The sequence below is a fragment of the Simplicispira piscis genome (assembly GCF_054783455.1).
Genome location: NZ_BAAGQN010000017.1, coordinates 100,573 through 114,636, shown reverse-complemented (window position 1 = coordinate 114,636; position 14,064 = coordinate 100,573). Strand labels below are relative to the sequence as shown.

Sequence of the window (14,064 nt, the reverse complement as noted above, 5' to 3'; positions counted from 1 at the left end):
CGTGCACCGGGCCAGCCCTCGGCGCACAGCGCCGGGATCAGGCTGGGTTTTTGCCAGCTGCTTTTCTTTCCGGCGGTGCCGTGCAAAACAAGGGCAAAATCAGCCTCTAGCGCTTATCCATAAATCGCGAGAAGCTATCAAAACAGGAGTTTCAGCGGTGGCTCAGGCGCCGCACGGCCCAGTCGCCCAGGCTCTGGATGGCCTGCACGAAAAAGATCAGCACCACCACCACGGCCAGCATGATGTCGGGCAGAAAGCGCTGGTAGCCGTAGCGGATGCCCAGGTCGCCCAGGCCGCCGCCGCCGATCGCGCCGGCCATGGCCGAGTAGCCGGTCAGGCTCACGAAGCTGATGGTCAGGCCGGCGACGATGCCAGGCAGCGCCTCGGGCAGCAAAATCTTCCAGACGATCTGGCCGGTGGTCGCGCCCATCGACTGGGCGGCCTCGACCAGGCCGTTGTCGACCTCGCGCAGCGCGGTCTCGACCAGGCGCGCGATGAAGGGCGCGGCCGCCAGCGTCAGCGGCACCACGGCAGCGCCCGTGCCGATCGACGAGCCCGTGATCAAGCGCGTGAACGGAATGATCGCCACCAGCAGGATGATGAACGGCGTCGAGCGCACGGCGTTCACGATCCAGCCCACGGTCTTGTTGAGCGGGCCGTTTTCGAGCACGCCGCCCTGGTCGGTCAGGCGCAGGAACACGCCCAGCGGGATGCCGATGAGCGCGCCGACGACGCCCGAGATGCCGACCATGACGATGGTTTCCCACAGCGAGGTGGCAAACAGCTCCAGCATCATTTCAGAGAAATTTTCAAACATCGCTCAATCCTTGCTCGGCACTTCTTCGACCTGCACGCCGTGCTGGCGCAGGTGCGCAACGGCACTTTGAATCTGTTCGGCCGCGCCGCTGGCAAACACCGCCAGCGACCCGAACGGCTGGTCCTGGATCTCGTCGATCTGGCCGTGCAGGATGGACAGCTCCAGCCCCAGGTCGCGGATCAGGTGCGACAGGATGGGCTGGTAGGCGCTCTCGCCCGCATACGACAGGCGCAGCAGCTGGCCGACGCCGCCGCTGAGCCCGGCCGAGAGCTGGCGCACGCGCGCCATCACGCTGGCGGGCAGCTCCTGCGGCACGATCTCGTCGATCAGGCTCTTGGTGATGGCCTGCTGCGGGCGCGTGAACACGTCGAGCACCGGGCTCTGCTCGACGATGCGGCCGGCGTCGATCACGGCCACGCGGTCGGCCACCTGCTTGATGACCTGCATCTGGTGCGTGATCAGCACCACCGTGAGACCCATCTCCTGGTTCACCTTGCGCAGCAGATCGAGGATGGAGCGCGTCGTCTCCGGATCCAGCGCCGAGGTGGCCTCGTCGCTGAGCAGCACCTTGGGCCGGCTGGCGAGCGCGCGCGCAATGCCCACGCGCTGCTTTTGCCCGCCGCTGATCTGCGCCGGGTAGCGGTCGGCGAGCTGCGTCAGGCCCACCAGTTCGAGCAGCGGGTCCACGCGCCGGCGGATCTCGTCCCTGGACATGCCCACCAGTTCGAGCGGCAGCGCCGCGTTATCGAACACCGTGCGGGACGACAGCAGGTTGAAGTGCTGGAACACCATGCCGATGTCGCGGCGCGCGGCGCGCAGCTCGGCGTCGTTCAGCTGGGTCAGGTCGCGGCCGTTGACGATGACAGCGCCAGCGGTGGGGCGGTTGAGCAGGTTGATGGTGCGCACCAGCGAGCTTTTGCCCGCGCCGCTCTTGCCGATGATGCCGAACACCTCGCCTGGCGGAATGTGCAGGTCGATGCCGCGCAGGGCTTCGACGGGGCCCGTAGGGCCCGGGTAGGTCTGGGAAAGTCCCCGTAACTCGATCATGGGAAAAACAGGCTCTCGCACGACGGCTGCGCTGCAAAAACCCGTGGATAAATAGGTGAAAAAAGAGGATGCAGCACTGGGCACACGGCAGGCGGCGGTGGTCAACTATGCTTTTCATAGCTGCCAGCGCTTGCTGATATTGCCTTAGAGCCTGTTTAGGCTCTAAAAACTGCAGAGGCTCAATTATGACGCTCTGCAACAAGTTGCGTGCGGCCCAAGGGCCAACGCAGCTGCCAGGCGCGCGCCGTGGTGCCCAGCAGGCGCTGCAGCGGCGCCGGGGCCACGGGGGGGGCGGGGGCCGGCACGGCCTTACTTTTTGGCATAAATCTGATCGAACAGGCCGCCATCGGCAAAGTGCAGCTTGCTCACATTCGCCCAGCCGCCAAAGGCCTGGTCGATGGTGAACAGCGACAGCTTGGGAAACTGCGCCGCGTACTTGGCGCGGGCCTTCTCGCCCGTGGGGCGGTAGAAGTTCTTGCCGGCAATGTCCTGGCCTTCGTCCGAATACAAATACGCCAGATAGGCTTGCGCCACCTTGCGCGTGCCTTTTTTGTCCACGTTCTTGTCGACCACCGCCACCACGGGCTCGGCCAGGATGCTGATGGAGGGCACGACGATCTCGAACTTCTCGGCGCCAAATTCCTTGAGCACCAGATAGGCCTCGTTCTCCCAGGCCAGCAGCACATCGCCCATGGCGCGCTGCGCAAAGGTGATGGTGGCGCCGCGCGCGCCGGTGTCGAGCACCGGCACGTTCTTGTACAGGCGCGCCACAAAATCCTGGGCGCTGGCCGCGCTGCCGCCGCCCTGGCGCTTGCCGTATTCCCAGGCGGCCAGGTAGTTCCACTGCGCACCGGCCGAGGTCTTGGGGTTGGGCGTGATCACGGCGACGCCGGGTTTGACCAGATCGCCCCAGTCCTGGATGGCCTTGGGATTGCCCTTCTTGACCAGAAAGACGATGGTCGAGGTGTAGGGTGCCGAGTTGTGCGGCAGGCGCTTTTGCCAGTCCGGCGCCACCAGCGCACCGTGTTTCACCAGCGCATCGATGTCCGGCGCCAGGCCCAGCGTCACCACGTCGGCGCTGATGCCATCGATCACCGAGCGCGCCTGCTTGCCCGAGCCGCCGTGCGACTGCTGGATGGCCACGTCCTGCCCGCTCGTGGCCTTCCAGTGGCGGGCAAAGGCCTGGTTGAACTGCACATACAGCTCGCGCGTCGGGTCGTAGGACACATTGAGCAAGGTCACGGATTGGGCAAACGACGGCAATGCCGTCAGGGCCAAGGCGCTGGCCAGGGCGGTGGCAAAAGGAAACTTGATAAAGTGGCGGCGAAGTTGCATGGGGGCCTCGGAAGAATGTTGGAAACGGTGCAAGCCACCGGTGCAATGCATTCTGCAAGGCCATCTTAAAAACTGAAACGAATAAAATTTCAGTTCTTTATACCCAAAAGCATAGAACCAACCCAGAAGGAAATTTTCATGGCACGTACCGTCCACTGCATCAAACTCGGCAAGGAAGCCGAAGGCCTCGACTTTCCCCCCTACCCTGGCGACCTGGGCAAGCGCATCTGGCAAAGCGTGAGCAAAGAGGCCTGGGCCGGCTGGCTCAAGCACCAGACCATGCTGGTGAACGAGAACCGCTTGAACCTGGCCGACGCCCGTGCGCGCCAGTACCTGGCCCGCCAGATGGAACAGCATTTCTTTGGCGGCGGCGCCGACGCGGTGCAAGGTTACGTGCCGCCCAGCGCCTGAAAAACGGCTTGCGCAGACACTCCGGCGCCCTTCGTGGCGCCTTTTTGCATTGATTTTTTGAACGCGCAGCACCCCACCATGGCCGAACGCATTGATTGGCTCGACGACAGAACCCCCTACAGCCCGCGCTTTGGCGACCGTTACCACAGTGAGCACGGCGGCATGGCGCAGGCGCGCGATGTCTTTTTGCACGGCTGCGGTCTGCCGCAGGCCTGGGCCGGGGCGACGCAGTGGCGCATTCTGGAAACGGGCTTTGGCTTTGGGCTGAACTTCCTCACCACCTGGGCCGCCTGGCGTGCCGACCCGCAGCAGCCCACGCTGCTGCACTTTGTCTCGCTCGAAGCCTGGCCCGTGTCCACCGACGACCTGCTGCGCGCCGCCGCGCGCCACCCCGAGCTACAGCCGCTGGCACAGGAACTGTGCGCGCAATACTGGGGCCTGCTGCCGGGTGTGCACCGCCTGTGGTTCGATGGCGGGCGCGTGCTGCTCACGCTGTGCATCGGCGACGCACAGGCCTTGCTGCGCCAGCAGCACTGGGAGGTGGATTCGATCTACCTCGACGGTTTCAGCCCGCAGGCCAACCCCGAAATATGGAGCCTGCACACCCTCAAGGCCGTGGCGCGCTGCTGTCACCGCGGCACCCGCCTGGCCACCTGGACCATTGCCCGCGCGGTGCGCGACGCCCTCACCCAATGCGGCTTTGTCGTGAAAAAAGTGCCGGGCGTGCCGCCCAAACGCGACAACCTGCACGCCACCTTCAACCCCGCGTGGGAGCCACGCACCAGCCGCACGAGCGAAACCACGGCCGAGCACCCGACCCCGGCGCGCTGCATGGTCATTGGCGCGGGCCTGGCGGGTGCCGCCAGCGCTGCCAGCCTGGCGCGGCGCGGCTGGAGCGTGCAGGTGCTGGATGCTGCTGCCGCACCTGCCAGCGGCGCATCGGGCCTGCCCGTGGGGCTGTTTGCGCCCCACCTCTCGCCCGACGACAACATTTTTTCGCGCGTTTCGCGCAGCGGCGTGCGCGCCATGCTGCAGCAATCCCACGCCCTGCTGCAGCCGGGCCTGGACTGGAACCCCGGCGGCGTGCTGGAGTGCCGCCCGCCCGACAACCTGGGCCTGCCCAGCGGCTGGGAGCACGGCCCCGGCGCCGACTGGGGCCTGCCCGCCAACCCGCAAATCCTGCACGCGGCGGGCCTGTCCGAGGACAGCACCGCCTGCTGGCATGCGCGCGGTGGCTGGGTGCGGCCCGCGCGCCTGGTACAAAAGCTGCTGGCCCAGCCGGGCATCACCTGGCAGCCCCACAGCCAAGTAGCCACGCTGCAGCGCACCGCCCATGGCACCTGGCAGGCACTCGATAGCGCAGGCCAGCCCCTGGCTGAAGCCGACGTGGTGGTGCTGGCCGCAGGCCCCGCCTGCAACACCTTGCTGGCCACGGTGCAAGCCCCCGCGCTCCCCCTGCAGCCCGTGCGCGGCCAGCTGTCCTGGGGGCCGCAACCACCGGGCGCCACCGGGCTGCCGCCCTTCCCCGTCAATGGCAACGGTGGCCTGGTGGCGCATGTGCCGCACGAAAACGGCATGGCCTGGCACATGGGCTCCACTTTTGACCGCGATGTAGAACAGCTGCCCCTGCCACCCGAAGAACAGACCGCCGCCCACGCCACCAACTGGCAGCGCCTGCAGGCCCTGGTGCCCGCCGCCACCCCGGCACTGCGCCCGGCGTTTGAAGGCAGCGCAGCCAGCAGCCTGCACGCCTGGGCCAGCGTGCGCTGCACCGCTATCGACCGCCTGCCCATCGTCGGCCCGGTAGCCCCCGCCCGCCTGCCCGGGCTGTGGGTGTGCACGGCCATGGGTGCCCGCGGGCTGACCCGTGCCGTGCTGTGCGGCGAACTACTGGCGGCGCGCCTGCAAGGGGAGCCCTTGCCGCTGGATGCGCGCCTGGCCCGTGCCATGGGCACCGAACGCTTGGGCCCCACACCGGCTGCGGAATAAGCTTATTCGCATATAGGAAGCACAAAACAATCGTTTGTTTTCATAAGCAGGCCCTCTACATTCGCGGCCATGCCTGAATTTGCATTCGTTTTCGCTGGTTTTGCCGTAGGCCTCATCGTGGGGTTGACGGGGGTGGGCGGCGGCTCGCTCATGACGCCGGTGCTGATCTTCTTTTTCGGCGTAAAACCCCACCTGGCCATCGGCACCGACCTGCTGTTTGCCGCCTTTACCAAGATGGGCGGCACGGTCGGTCTGGCCCGTCAGCGGCTGGTGCCCTGGAGCGTGGTGGGCCTGCTGTGCGCGGGCAGCATTCCGGCGGCGCTGGCGTCGCTGTGGCTGCTGCAGCACCTGGGCCCGGCCAGCGAGCAGGTGCAGCACCTCATGACCACAACCCTGGGCGCGGCCCTGCTGCTCACCGCCGCCGCCATGCTGTACAAGGTGGTGGTGTTTTCGGCCCAGCGCCAGGCCGCCGAACAGGCCGCACGCCAGGGCAGCGGCGCCGCCGCCACGCAGCCGCGCCATTGGAGCCTGCCGGTGCTGCTGGGCGCGGTCATCGGCACGCTGGTCACCTTTACCTCGGTGGGCGCAGGGGCCATTGGCGTCACCGTGCTGCTGCTCGTCTTTCCGCACCTGCCGCTGCCGCGCATCATTGCCGCCGACATTGCCTACGCCGTGCCGCTGACACTGGTGGCCGGCATGGGCCACGCATCGCTGGGTTCGGTCGACTGGGCCTTGCTGGCGCAGTTGCTGGCCGGTTCATTGCCGGGTATCTGGCTGGGCTCGCGCCTGGTCACCCGCACCCCAGAGCGGCTGATCCGCTCTGCCCTTTCGTTGCTGCTCGCCTGGGCGGGCGCCAAACTTGTTTTGATTTAAGAGGCTCGTTGCCCCATGTACCAATACACCGACTTCGACAAGAAATTCGTTCAGCTGCGCGCCGAGCAGTTCCGCGACCAGCTTGAGCGCTGGGAGCGTGGTGAACTGACCGACGAACAGCTTTTGCCACTGCGCCTGCAAAACGGCTGGTACATCCAGCGCTACGCGCCCATGGCGCGCATTGCCGTGCCCTATGGCGAAATCAGCAGCACGCAACTGCGCACGCTGGCCCACATTGCGCGCGAGTACGACAAGCCCGCACCTGAACTGCTGGCACACGCCCAGGCCACACAAGACGCATTGCAGGACGCGCAGCCCGGCGCAACGCTGGCCGCACCGCCGCTGCGCTACGGCTACGGCCACTTCACCACGCGCACCAATGTGCAATTCAACTGGATTCCCCTCCACCGCGCGGCCGACGTGATGGACCTGCTGGCCAGTGTCTCCATGCACGGCATCCAGACCAGCGGCAACGACATCCGCAACATCACCTGCGACGCGCTCGAAGGTATCGCCGAGGACAGCATCGTCGATACGCGGCCGTTCGCCGAGATCACGCGCCAGTGGAGCTCGCTGCACCCCGAGTTCTCCTACCTGCCGCGCAAGTTCAAGATCGCCTTCAACGGCGCCGAAGAAGACCGCGCCGCCATTGGCTGGTACGACATTGGCTTGCAAGCGCGCCGGGCCGAAGACGGCAGCGTGGGCTTCACCATGAAAGTGGGCGGCGGCATGGGCCGCACACCCATCATTGGCAGCGTGGTGCGCGAATTTCTGCCCTGGGACCAGTTGCTCAACTACATCGAAGCCGTGGTGCGCACCTACAACAGCTACGGCCGGCGCGACAACAAGTGGAAGGCGCGCATCAAAATTTTGGTCAAGAGCGAAGGCCAGAAGTTCATCGACGCGGTGGAGAAGGAATACCAGGACATCGTCAACCTCGACGGCGCGCCCCACACCATCACGCAGGCAGAGCTTGACCGGGTCACAAGCCATTTCGTGGTGCCCGAGCTGAAGGCCACCAACCTGCCCTCCAAGGTGAATACACAAGGCCAGTTGTACCAGCGCTGGTTGCAGCAAAACGTGCGCGGCCACAAGCTGCCCGGCCTCAAGACCGTCACCCTGTCGTTCAAGCGCCCCGGCTTTGCCACCGGCGATGCCGACGCCGACACCCTGGAAGCCCTGGCCCAACTGGCCGAGCAGTTCAGCGCTGGTGAGGCGCGCCTGACGCACGAGCAAAACCTGATGCTGCCCTGGGTGCATGAGGGCGACCTGCCCGCGCTGTACGAAGCGGCCCGCGCTCTGGGCTTGGCACAACCCAACATCGGCCTGCTGACCGACATGATCATCTGCCCCGGCGGAGACTTCTGCTCGCTGGCCAATGCGCGCTCTTTGCACATTGGCGCCGCCGTGACCGACCGTTATCAAGATTTGGACGAGCTGTTTGACCTCGGCCCCATCGACCTGCACATGAGCGGCTGCATCAACTCCTGCGGCCACCACCACAGCGGCCACATCGGCATCCTGGGCGTGGACAAGGACGGCAAGGAGTGGTACCAGATCACGCTGGGCGGGTCTGACGGCACCGATCTGTCTGGCCCCGCGATTGGCGGCAAGGTGGTCGGCCCCTCGTTCACCGCAGCCGAAGTGCCCGATGTGATCGAGGCGCTGCTCGCCACCTTCCGCGCGCTGCGCAAGCCCGGCGAGTTCTTTATCGACGCACTGCGCCGCCTGGGCCACGACCCGTTCAAGCAGGCCGCCAACGCTGCCCGCCGCCCCAAGGCCGACCAGGAAGCCCTGGCAGAACAAGACTGACCGCGATTGAAGACTATGAAAATAATAGCTGCTAGCGCTTTATCCACGGGCGCTGATACCGAAAAAACCTTGCAAATCCCCAACGACGCTGAGCTGGCCGAGCTGGTCGCCAGCGGCGCGCTGGAAGGCGTGCAGCGCGTGGAACTGCAGTTCCCCAAATTTACCGACGGCCGTGCCTACAGCCAGGCCCTGCTGCTGCGCCGACGCTATAAATTTGCGGGCGACATCCGCGCCACGGGCGATGTGCTGATCGACCAGCTGGTGCACATGCACCGCAGCGGTTTCAGCAGCGCCGTGCTGGCCGAGGGTGTAGACGCCGCCGCTGCTGAGCGCCAGTTTGCGCGCTTTGGCGCCTTCTACCAGGGCGACGTGAACGAGCCGCGCCCTCTGTTCGCCCGCGATGCAGCGCTGGAGTCGGCATGAGCGCCGTACTGACTCCCAACCCCGCGCTGGACCTCGCACACGTCAACGCCACACTCGGCCACGACGCATCCGGCCTCGTCACCTGGGCGCTGGGCCTGGGCGAGGCTTCCATCGTCACCACCAACTTCCGCCCGTTCGAGGCCGTGATCCTGCACCTGGTCACACAGGTCAACCCCGACGTGCCGGTCGTCTGGATGGACAACGGCTACAACACCGAAGCCACCTACCGGTTTGCCGACGAAGTGACGAAGCAGCTGGGGCTGAACCTGCACATCTACCTGCCGCGCCGCTCGCGCGCGCACCGCGAAGCCGTGGAAGGGTTGACGCCCGCGCTGGATGACCCGCGCCACGCGGCCTTCACCGCAGAAGTGAAGTTGGAGCCCTTTGCCCGCGCCCTGCGCGAGACGGCGCCCAAGGTCTGGTTCACCGCGCTGCGCGCCACCGACAGCGCCGTACGCGCGCAGATGGAGCCCGTGAGCATCAACCCCGACGGCCTGATCAAGGTGGCGCCGCTGCTGCACTGGTCGTCCAAGGACCTGCACGAATACTGCGTCAAGCACGGCCTGCCCAACAACTTCGACTACGTGGACCCGACCAAGGGCGAAGACAACCGCGAGTGCGGCTTGCACCTGGCGCACTGAAACCTATAGCTGCCAGCGCAATCCCCATCAGCGTTACAGCCCGATTTGAATGGAATAAACAATGAACGCCCGCGTTGACACCTCCGTGCTGAACCACCTCAGCAACCGCCACCTCGACGCGCTGGAAGAAGAAACCATCTTCATCCTGCGCGAGGTGGCCGCCGCCTTCGAGCGCCCCGCGCTGCTGTTCTCGGGCGGCAAGGATTCACTGGTCATGCTCAAGTGCGCTGAAAAAGCTTTCGGCGTGGGCCGCATCCCTTACCCCCTGCTCATGATCGACACGGGCCATAACTTCCCCGAGGTGACGGATTTCCGTGATTTGCGGGCCAAGGAACTGGGCGCCGAGCTCATCGTGCGCAATGTCGAGGATTCGATGGCACGTGGCACCGTGCGCCTGGCGCACCCCGGTGAGCCGCGCAACGTGCACCAGTCGGTCACGCTGCTCGAAGCGATTGAAGAGTTTCGTTTTGACGCGCTGATGGGCGGCGCCCGCCGCGACGAAGACAAGGCCCGCGCCAAAGAGCGCATCTTCAGCCACCGCGACAGCTTCGGCCAATGGCAGCCCAAGGCACAACGGCCCGAGCTGTGGACGCTGTTCAACACCCGCCTGCAGCCGGGCGAGCACTTTCGCGTGTTCCCCATCAGCAACTGGACCGAGCTCGATGTGTGGCAATACATCGAACGCGAGCAGATCGCCCTGCCGTCGCTGTATTACACACACCAGCGCGAGATCGTCGAGCGCAAGGGCCTGCTGGTGCCCGTGACGCCCCTCACGCCGCTGCGCAGCGGCGAGCAGCTGGAAACACGCGACGTGCGGTTTCGCACCCTGGGCGACATCACCTGCACCTGCCCGGTCGAAAGCCTGGCCGCCACCGCGGCCGAGATCGTGATCGAGACATTGGCCGCCGACGTGAGTGAACGCGGCGCCACACGCATGGACGACAAAACCTCTGACGCTTCAATGGAAAAGCGCAAGAAAGACGGGTATTTTTAATGCAACCCCCTGCGTCGCTGCGCGCCTTCCCCCTTCTCTCGCGCTTCGCGCGGGAAGGGGGACACCGCCAGCGCGGCGGGGCGGCCCTTGCGCGGCGGTCGCTAGCCTGGGCCGCGCCCTATCCAACAATGCGAGCGGTGCGTAGCACTCTGGATTACTGAGATCAATCCAATGACAAATACTATTCATTCGATAGCTGCCAGCGCAATACCATCAAGCGCTGCAGGCCAAAATGGCCCTATATCGGCCCTCAAGTTCATCACCTGCGGCAGCGTGGACGATGGCAAAAGCACCCTCATTGGCCGACTGCTGGTGGACAGCAAGTCCGTGCTGCAAGACCATCTGGCGGGCGTGCAGCGCGCGGGCGAAACCGATCTGGCCCTGCTGACCGACGGCCTCTCTGCAGAGCGCGAACAAGGCATCACCATCGACGTGGCCTACCGCTACTTCGCCACCGAAACGCGCAAGTTCATCATTGGCGACGCACCGGGCCACGAGCAGTACACGCGCAACATGGTCACAGCGGCCAGCAGCGCCGATGCCGCTGTCGTGCTGGTCGATGCCACCAAGCTCGACTGGGAGAACCCACAGCTCACGCTGCTGCCGCAAACGCGCCGCCACAGCCTGCTGGTGCACCTGCTGCGTGTGCATTCGCTGGTGTTTGCCGTGAACAAACTCGATGCCGTGGCCCACCCTGAACGGGCCTGGCAGCACATCAGCGCGGCGCTCGCGCGCTTTGCCCAACAGGCCGGCATTGCGGTGCGCGCCACCGTGCCCGTCTCGGCCCTCAAGGGCTGGAACGTGGTCGATGCCCACCCCGGCTGGTGCGGCTACGAAGGCCCGAGCCTGCTGCAAATCCTCGAACTGCTGCCCAACACGCCCGCCGACACCGGCCTGCCGCTGGCCTTCCCGGTGCAGTGGGTCGAAAAGTTCTCGTCGTCTGCCGACACCACCCAGGGCCGCCGCGTGTTCTGGGGCCGGGTCGCCGCTGGCCATGTGGTAGCCGGTACGCCCGTGCAAGTCTTCCCCAGTGGCCAGACCGCCACCGTGGCCCAGGTGCTCGACCACGCACGCCGCCCCATCGGCGTAGATGCGGGCCAAAGCGCCGGCATCGTGCTCGACCGCGAGGTCGATGTCTCGCGCGGCGACTGGATCGTGGCCGCCCCCACGCAGGCCGCCCCGGCCGAAGACGACTTCGACACGCCCGCCACGGTGCCTGCCTGGCCCGGTCGCCGCGAACTGCACACCACCGTGGCCTGGATGGACAACGAACCCCTGGTGGCAGGCCGCGTGTACTGGGCGCTGCACGGCCACCGCTGGGTCAAGGCCAAGGTCAAGCGTGTGGTGCACCGCCTGGACATCAACACCCTGGCCGAAGAAGACGCCAGCCAACTCGAGCCCAACGCCATCGGCCATGTCGAACTGCTGCTGCAAGAGCCCCTGCCCACCGCACCGTTTGGCCAGGCCCGGGTGCTAGGCTCGCTGATTTTGGTGGACACGGCCAGCCACGCAACCGCTGGCGCCGTGCTTGTCAATTGACCTTAGTCACGTTTTCCATTTGATTGGCAGGGGCTGCCACCCGGTTCCCCTGCCACACCCTCTAAAATCGAGGGTGTTCCCTGATTCCCACAAAGCATTGCCATGACCCACGTCGTTTCCGAAAACTGCATCAAGTGCAAATACACCGATTGTGTGGACGTGTGTCCCGTCGACTGCTTCGTCGAAGGCCCGAACATGCTGGTCATCAACCCGGACGAGTGCATCGACTGCGCCGTCTGCGTGCCTGAATGCCCGGCCAACGCCATCTTTGCCGAAGAAGACCTGCCCCCCACCGAGCTGGCCTTCATCAAGATCAACGCCGAGCTGACCAACGCCCCCGGCTGGAAGCCCATCACCAAGCGCAAGACCGCGCTGGAGGGCGCCGACGAGTGGAACGGCCAGCCCGGCAAGATCAAAGACATCATTCGCTGATGGCTGCTGCGGTCGACGGTACCCCGCTGCCACACGGCGCACCCCGCACCGCCTTGTCCACCCCGCCTGCGCTCCTGCACACCGATGCCGTCGTCATCGGCGCGGGGCCGGTCGGCCTGTTCCAGGTCTTCCAGCTCGGCCTGCAGGGCCTGCGCACGCACCTCATCGACGCACTGCCCCACCCCGGCGGCCAGTGCGCCGAGCTGTATGCAGACAAACCCATCTATGACATCCCCGGCATCCAGGTCTGCACCGGCCAGGAGCTGACCGAGCGTCTGCTGGGCCAGATCAGCCCCTTCGCACTCCACTGGCACCTGGGCCAGCAAGTCGATACCGTGCAAGCCCTGCCCACCGGCGGCTTGCGCGTTGGCACAGCACAGGGCACACAACTGCAGGCGCGTGCCGTGTTCATCGCCACCGGCGTAGGCGCCTTCGTGCCGCGCACCCTCAAACTGCCGGGGCTGGACGCTTACGAGGGCGGCCAACTGCTCTACCGCCTGGACGAAAGCACCCGCCTTGCCGGGCAGCGCGTGGTGGTGCACGGGGGCGACGAGCCCGCTGTGCAGCAAGCCATTGCCTGCGCCACCGCCCCCGAGGCGCAGCGCCCCGCCCACACCACGCTACAGCACCGCCGCGACGTTTTTGACGCCCCACCCGCCCTGCTGGAGCAACTGCAAGCCCTGCGCGCAGCGGGCCGCATTGAGGTCGCCATCGGCATGGCCAACAGCATCGTGGAAGAAGCCGGGCACCTCACTGCACTGGAGCTGGCCACCCCCGAGGGCACGCCGCTGCGCCTGCCGCTGGACCTGCTGCTCGTGCGCCTGGGCCTGGTACCCCGCCTGGGCCCTGTCGCCGAATGGGGCCTGGCACTGGAGCGCAAACAGCTCGTGGTGGACCCCGCCACCTTCGCCACCAACGTGCCCGGCATCTACGCCGTGGGCGACGCCATCACCTACCCCGGCAAGCGCAAGCTCATCCTGAGCGGCTTCCACGAAGCCACCCTGGCCGCCTTCGGCGCGGCGGAATGGCTGGCGGGGCACAAGCTGCCGCTGGAGTACACGACCAGCAGCGCGAGGTTGCAGGGGTATTTGGGGGTCGGGGGAGCGGACGACTGATAAAGGACTCGCGCCTATGGCGGGGTTCAGAGTCCTCGGTGGCTGGCCGCTTACACAGCACCAGGCAATCTGCACGATGCCCTTCGGGAGCGTGCTCGCGGATGAAGGCACCGGCCAATTCCGGCTGCTATCCGTTCGCTACCGCACGGACAAAAACACATCCATGGACGATGCTTGTGCAGACTTGCTTACAGAGGCTTTTGCCGTGATCGCTCGGATGCCCGCACAGGTGCCGTGCACGATCACCAAGCCCCGGTCAATCAATGTTGGAGTACCAAAATGCCTGACACAAAACCGCCCATTCGAGAGAGCTCACGTCTCGCTTCTCTCAAGATAGCGATCCTGGAAGAGCGGCGGGTTCTTGGACTAGAAGACCGTCCGGCCCGGAGCACTAATGGCGAACGCCAAAGGTTTCACCAAAATCAGCCCCCACAAGCACCTTTTTTTCCGGATTTTCTACACTATAGCCCGGCCATGGTGCGGGAAAACGGTGTTCTCGGAGCGCGGCGAAGCCAAAAATGGACTGCTGCGGCCGATTTGCCGTCGGCGATCCTCCCATTCGACAGCCACCGGGGTATCCACACCGCGGGTGAACACACACCCAGCGCAGCGCCGCACACAGCCGTGCCCGGCAGC

General features: G+C 65.8%; 13 protein-coding genes. 10 read left to right on the top strand and 3 right to left on the bottom strand.

The features are described 5' to 3' along the window. Positions 1–151 precede the first annotated feature (151 nt). The 3 genes from ACYVOC_RS13200 to ACYVOC_RS13190 form a co-directional block, all read right to left on the bottom strand. Positions 152–817: a methionine ABC transporter permease gene (locus ACYVOC_RS13200; protein WP_461162113.1), complete on the bottom strand. Its 666-nt coding sequence runs from the start codon at positions 815–817 to the stop codon at positions 152–154. 3 nt (positions 818–820) lie between these two features. Continuing rightward, positions 821–1,864, bottom strand: coding sequence for a methionine ABC transporter ATP-binding protein (locus ACYVOC_RS13195; protein ID WP_461162112.1), 1,044 nt, complete (start codon positions 1,862–1,864; stop codon positions 821–823). 309 nt (positions 1,865–2,173) lie between these two features. Continuing rightward, the gene (locus tag ACYVOC_RS13190; RefSeq protein WP_461162111.1) at positions 2,174–3,199 is read right to left on the bottom strand and encodes a sulfate ABC transporter substrate-binding protein; all 1,026 of its coding nucleotides are present in this window, start codon (positions 3,197–3,199) and stop codon (positions 2,174–2,176) included. A gap of 138 nt (positions 3,200–3,337) precedes the next feature. Here ACYVOC_RS13190 and ACYVOC_RS13185 point away from each other — a divergent pair, with 138 nt between their 5' ends. From ACYVOC_RS13185 to ACYVOC_RS13140, 10 genes are all read left to right on the top strand, one after another. Then, entirely contained in the window at positions 3,338–3,610 is a 273-nt protein-coding gene (locus tag ACYVOC_RS13185; RefSeq protein ID WP_116004060.1) for an oxidative damage protection protein, read from the top strand. 78 nt (positions 3,611–3,688) lie between these two features. After that, positions 3,689–5,599 carry a bifunctional tRNA (5-methylaminomethyl-2-thiouridine)(34)-methyltransferase MnmC2/FAD-dependent 5-carboxymethylaminomethyl-2-thiouridine(34) oxidoreductase MnmC1 gene (gene mnmC / locus ACYVOC_RS13180; RefSeq protein WP_461162110.1) on the top strand — a complete coding sequence of 637 codons (1,911 nt, stop codon included), beginning with the start codon at positions 3,689–3,691 and terminating at the stop codon, positions 5,597–5,599. Positions 5,600–5,668: 69 nt separating this feature from the next. Continuing rightward, the gene (locus tag ACYVOC_RS13175; protein ID WP_116004061.1) at positions 5,669–6,472 is read left to right on the top strand and encodes a sulfite exporter TauE/SafE family protein; all 804 of its coding nucleotides are present in this window, start codon (positions 5,669–5,671) and stop codon (positions 6,470–6,472) included. A 15-nt stretch (positions 6,473–6,487) separates the two neighbouring features. Next, positions 6,488–8,284: a nitrite/sulfite reductase gene (locus ACYVOC_RS13170; protein ID WP_116004062.1), complete on the top strand. Its 1,797-nt coding sequence runs from the start codon at positions 6,488–6,490 to the stop codon at positions 8,282–8,284. 15 nt (positions 8,285–8,299) lie between these two features. Further along, entirely contained in the window at positions 8,300–8,707 is a 408-nt protein-coding gene (locus ACYVOC_RS13165; RefSeq protein ID WP_461162109.1) for a DUF934 domain-containing protein, read from the top strand. Beyond that, positions 8,704–9,348: a phosphoadenosine phosphosulfate reductase domain-containing protein gene (locus ACYVOC_RS13160; protein ID WP_461162108.1), complete on the top strand. Its 645-nt coding sequence runs from the start codon at positions 8,704–8,706 to the stop codon at positions 9,346–9,348. Before ACYVOC_RS13165 ends, ACYVOC_RS13160 begins: the two co-directional genes overlap by 4 nt. A 61-nt stretch (positions 9,349–9,409) precedes the next feature. Then, a complete protein-coding gene (gene cysD / locus ACYVOC_RS13155) occupies positions 9,410–10,342 on the top strand; it encodes a sulfate adenylyltransferase subunit CysD (protein WP_116004065.1) in 933 nt (310 codons plus the stop codon). A gap of 171 nt (positions 10,343–10,513) precedes the next feature. Beyond that, positions 10,514–11,881 (top strand): sulfate adenylyltransferase subunit 1, encoded by a 1,368-nt coding sequence (locus ACYVOC_RS13150; protein WP_461162107.1) that lies wholly within the window; start codon positions 10,514–10,516, stop codon positions 11,879–11,881. A gap of 102 nt (positions 11,882–11,983) precedes the next feature. Beyond that, entirely contained in the window at positions 11,984–12,313 is a 330-nt protein-coding gene (gene fdxA / locus ACYVOC_RS13145) for a ferredoxin FdxA (RefSeq protein ID WP_116004067.1), read from the top strand. Further along, on the top strand, positions 12,313–13,428 hold the full coding sequence (locus ACYVOC_RS13140; protein ID WP_461162106.1) for an NAD(P)/FAD-dependent oxidoreductase: 1,116 nt from the start codon (positions 12,313–12,315) through the stop codon (positions 13,426–13,428). Before fdxA ends, ACYVOC_RS13140 begins: the two co-directional genes overlap by 1 nt. Positions 13,429–14,064 lie beyond the last annotated feature (636 nt).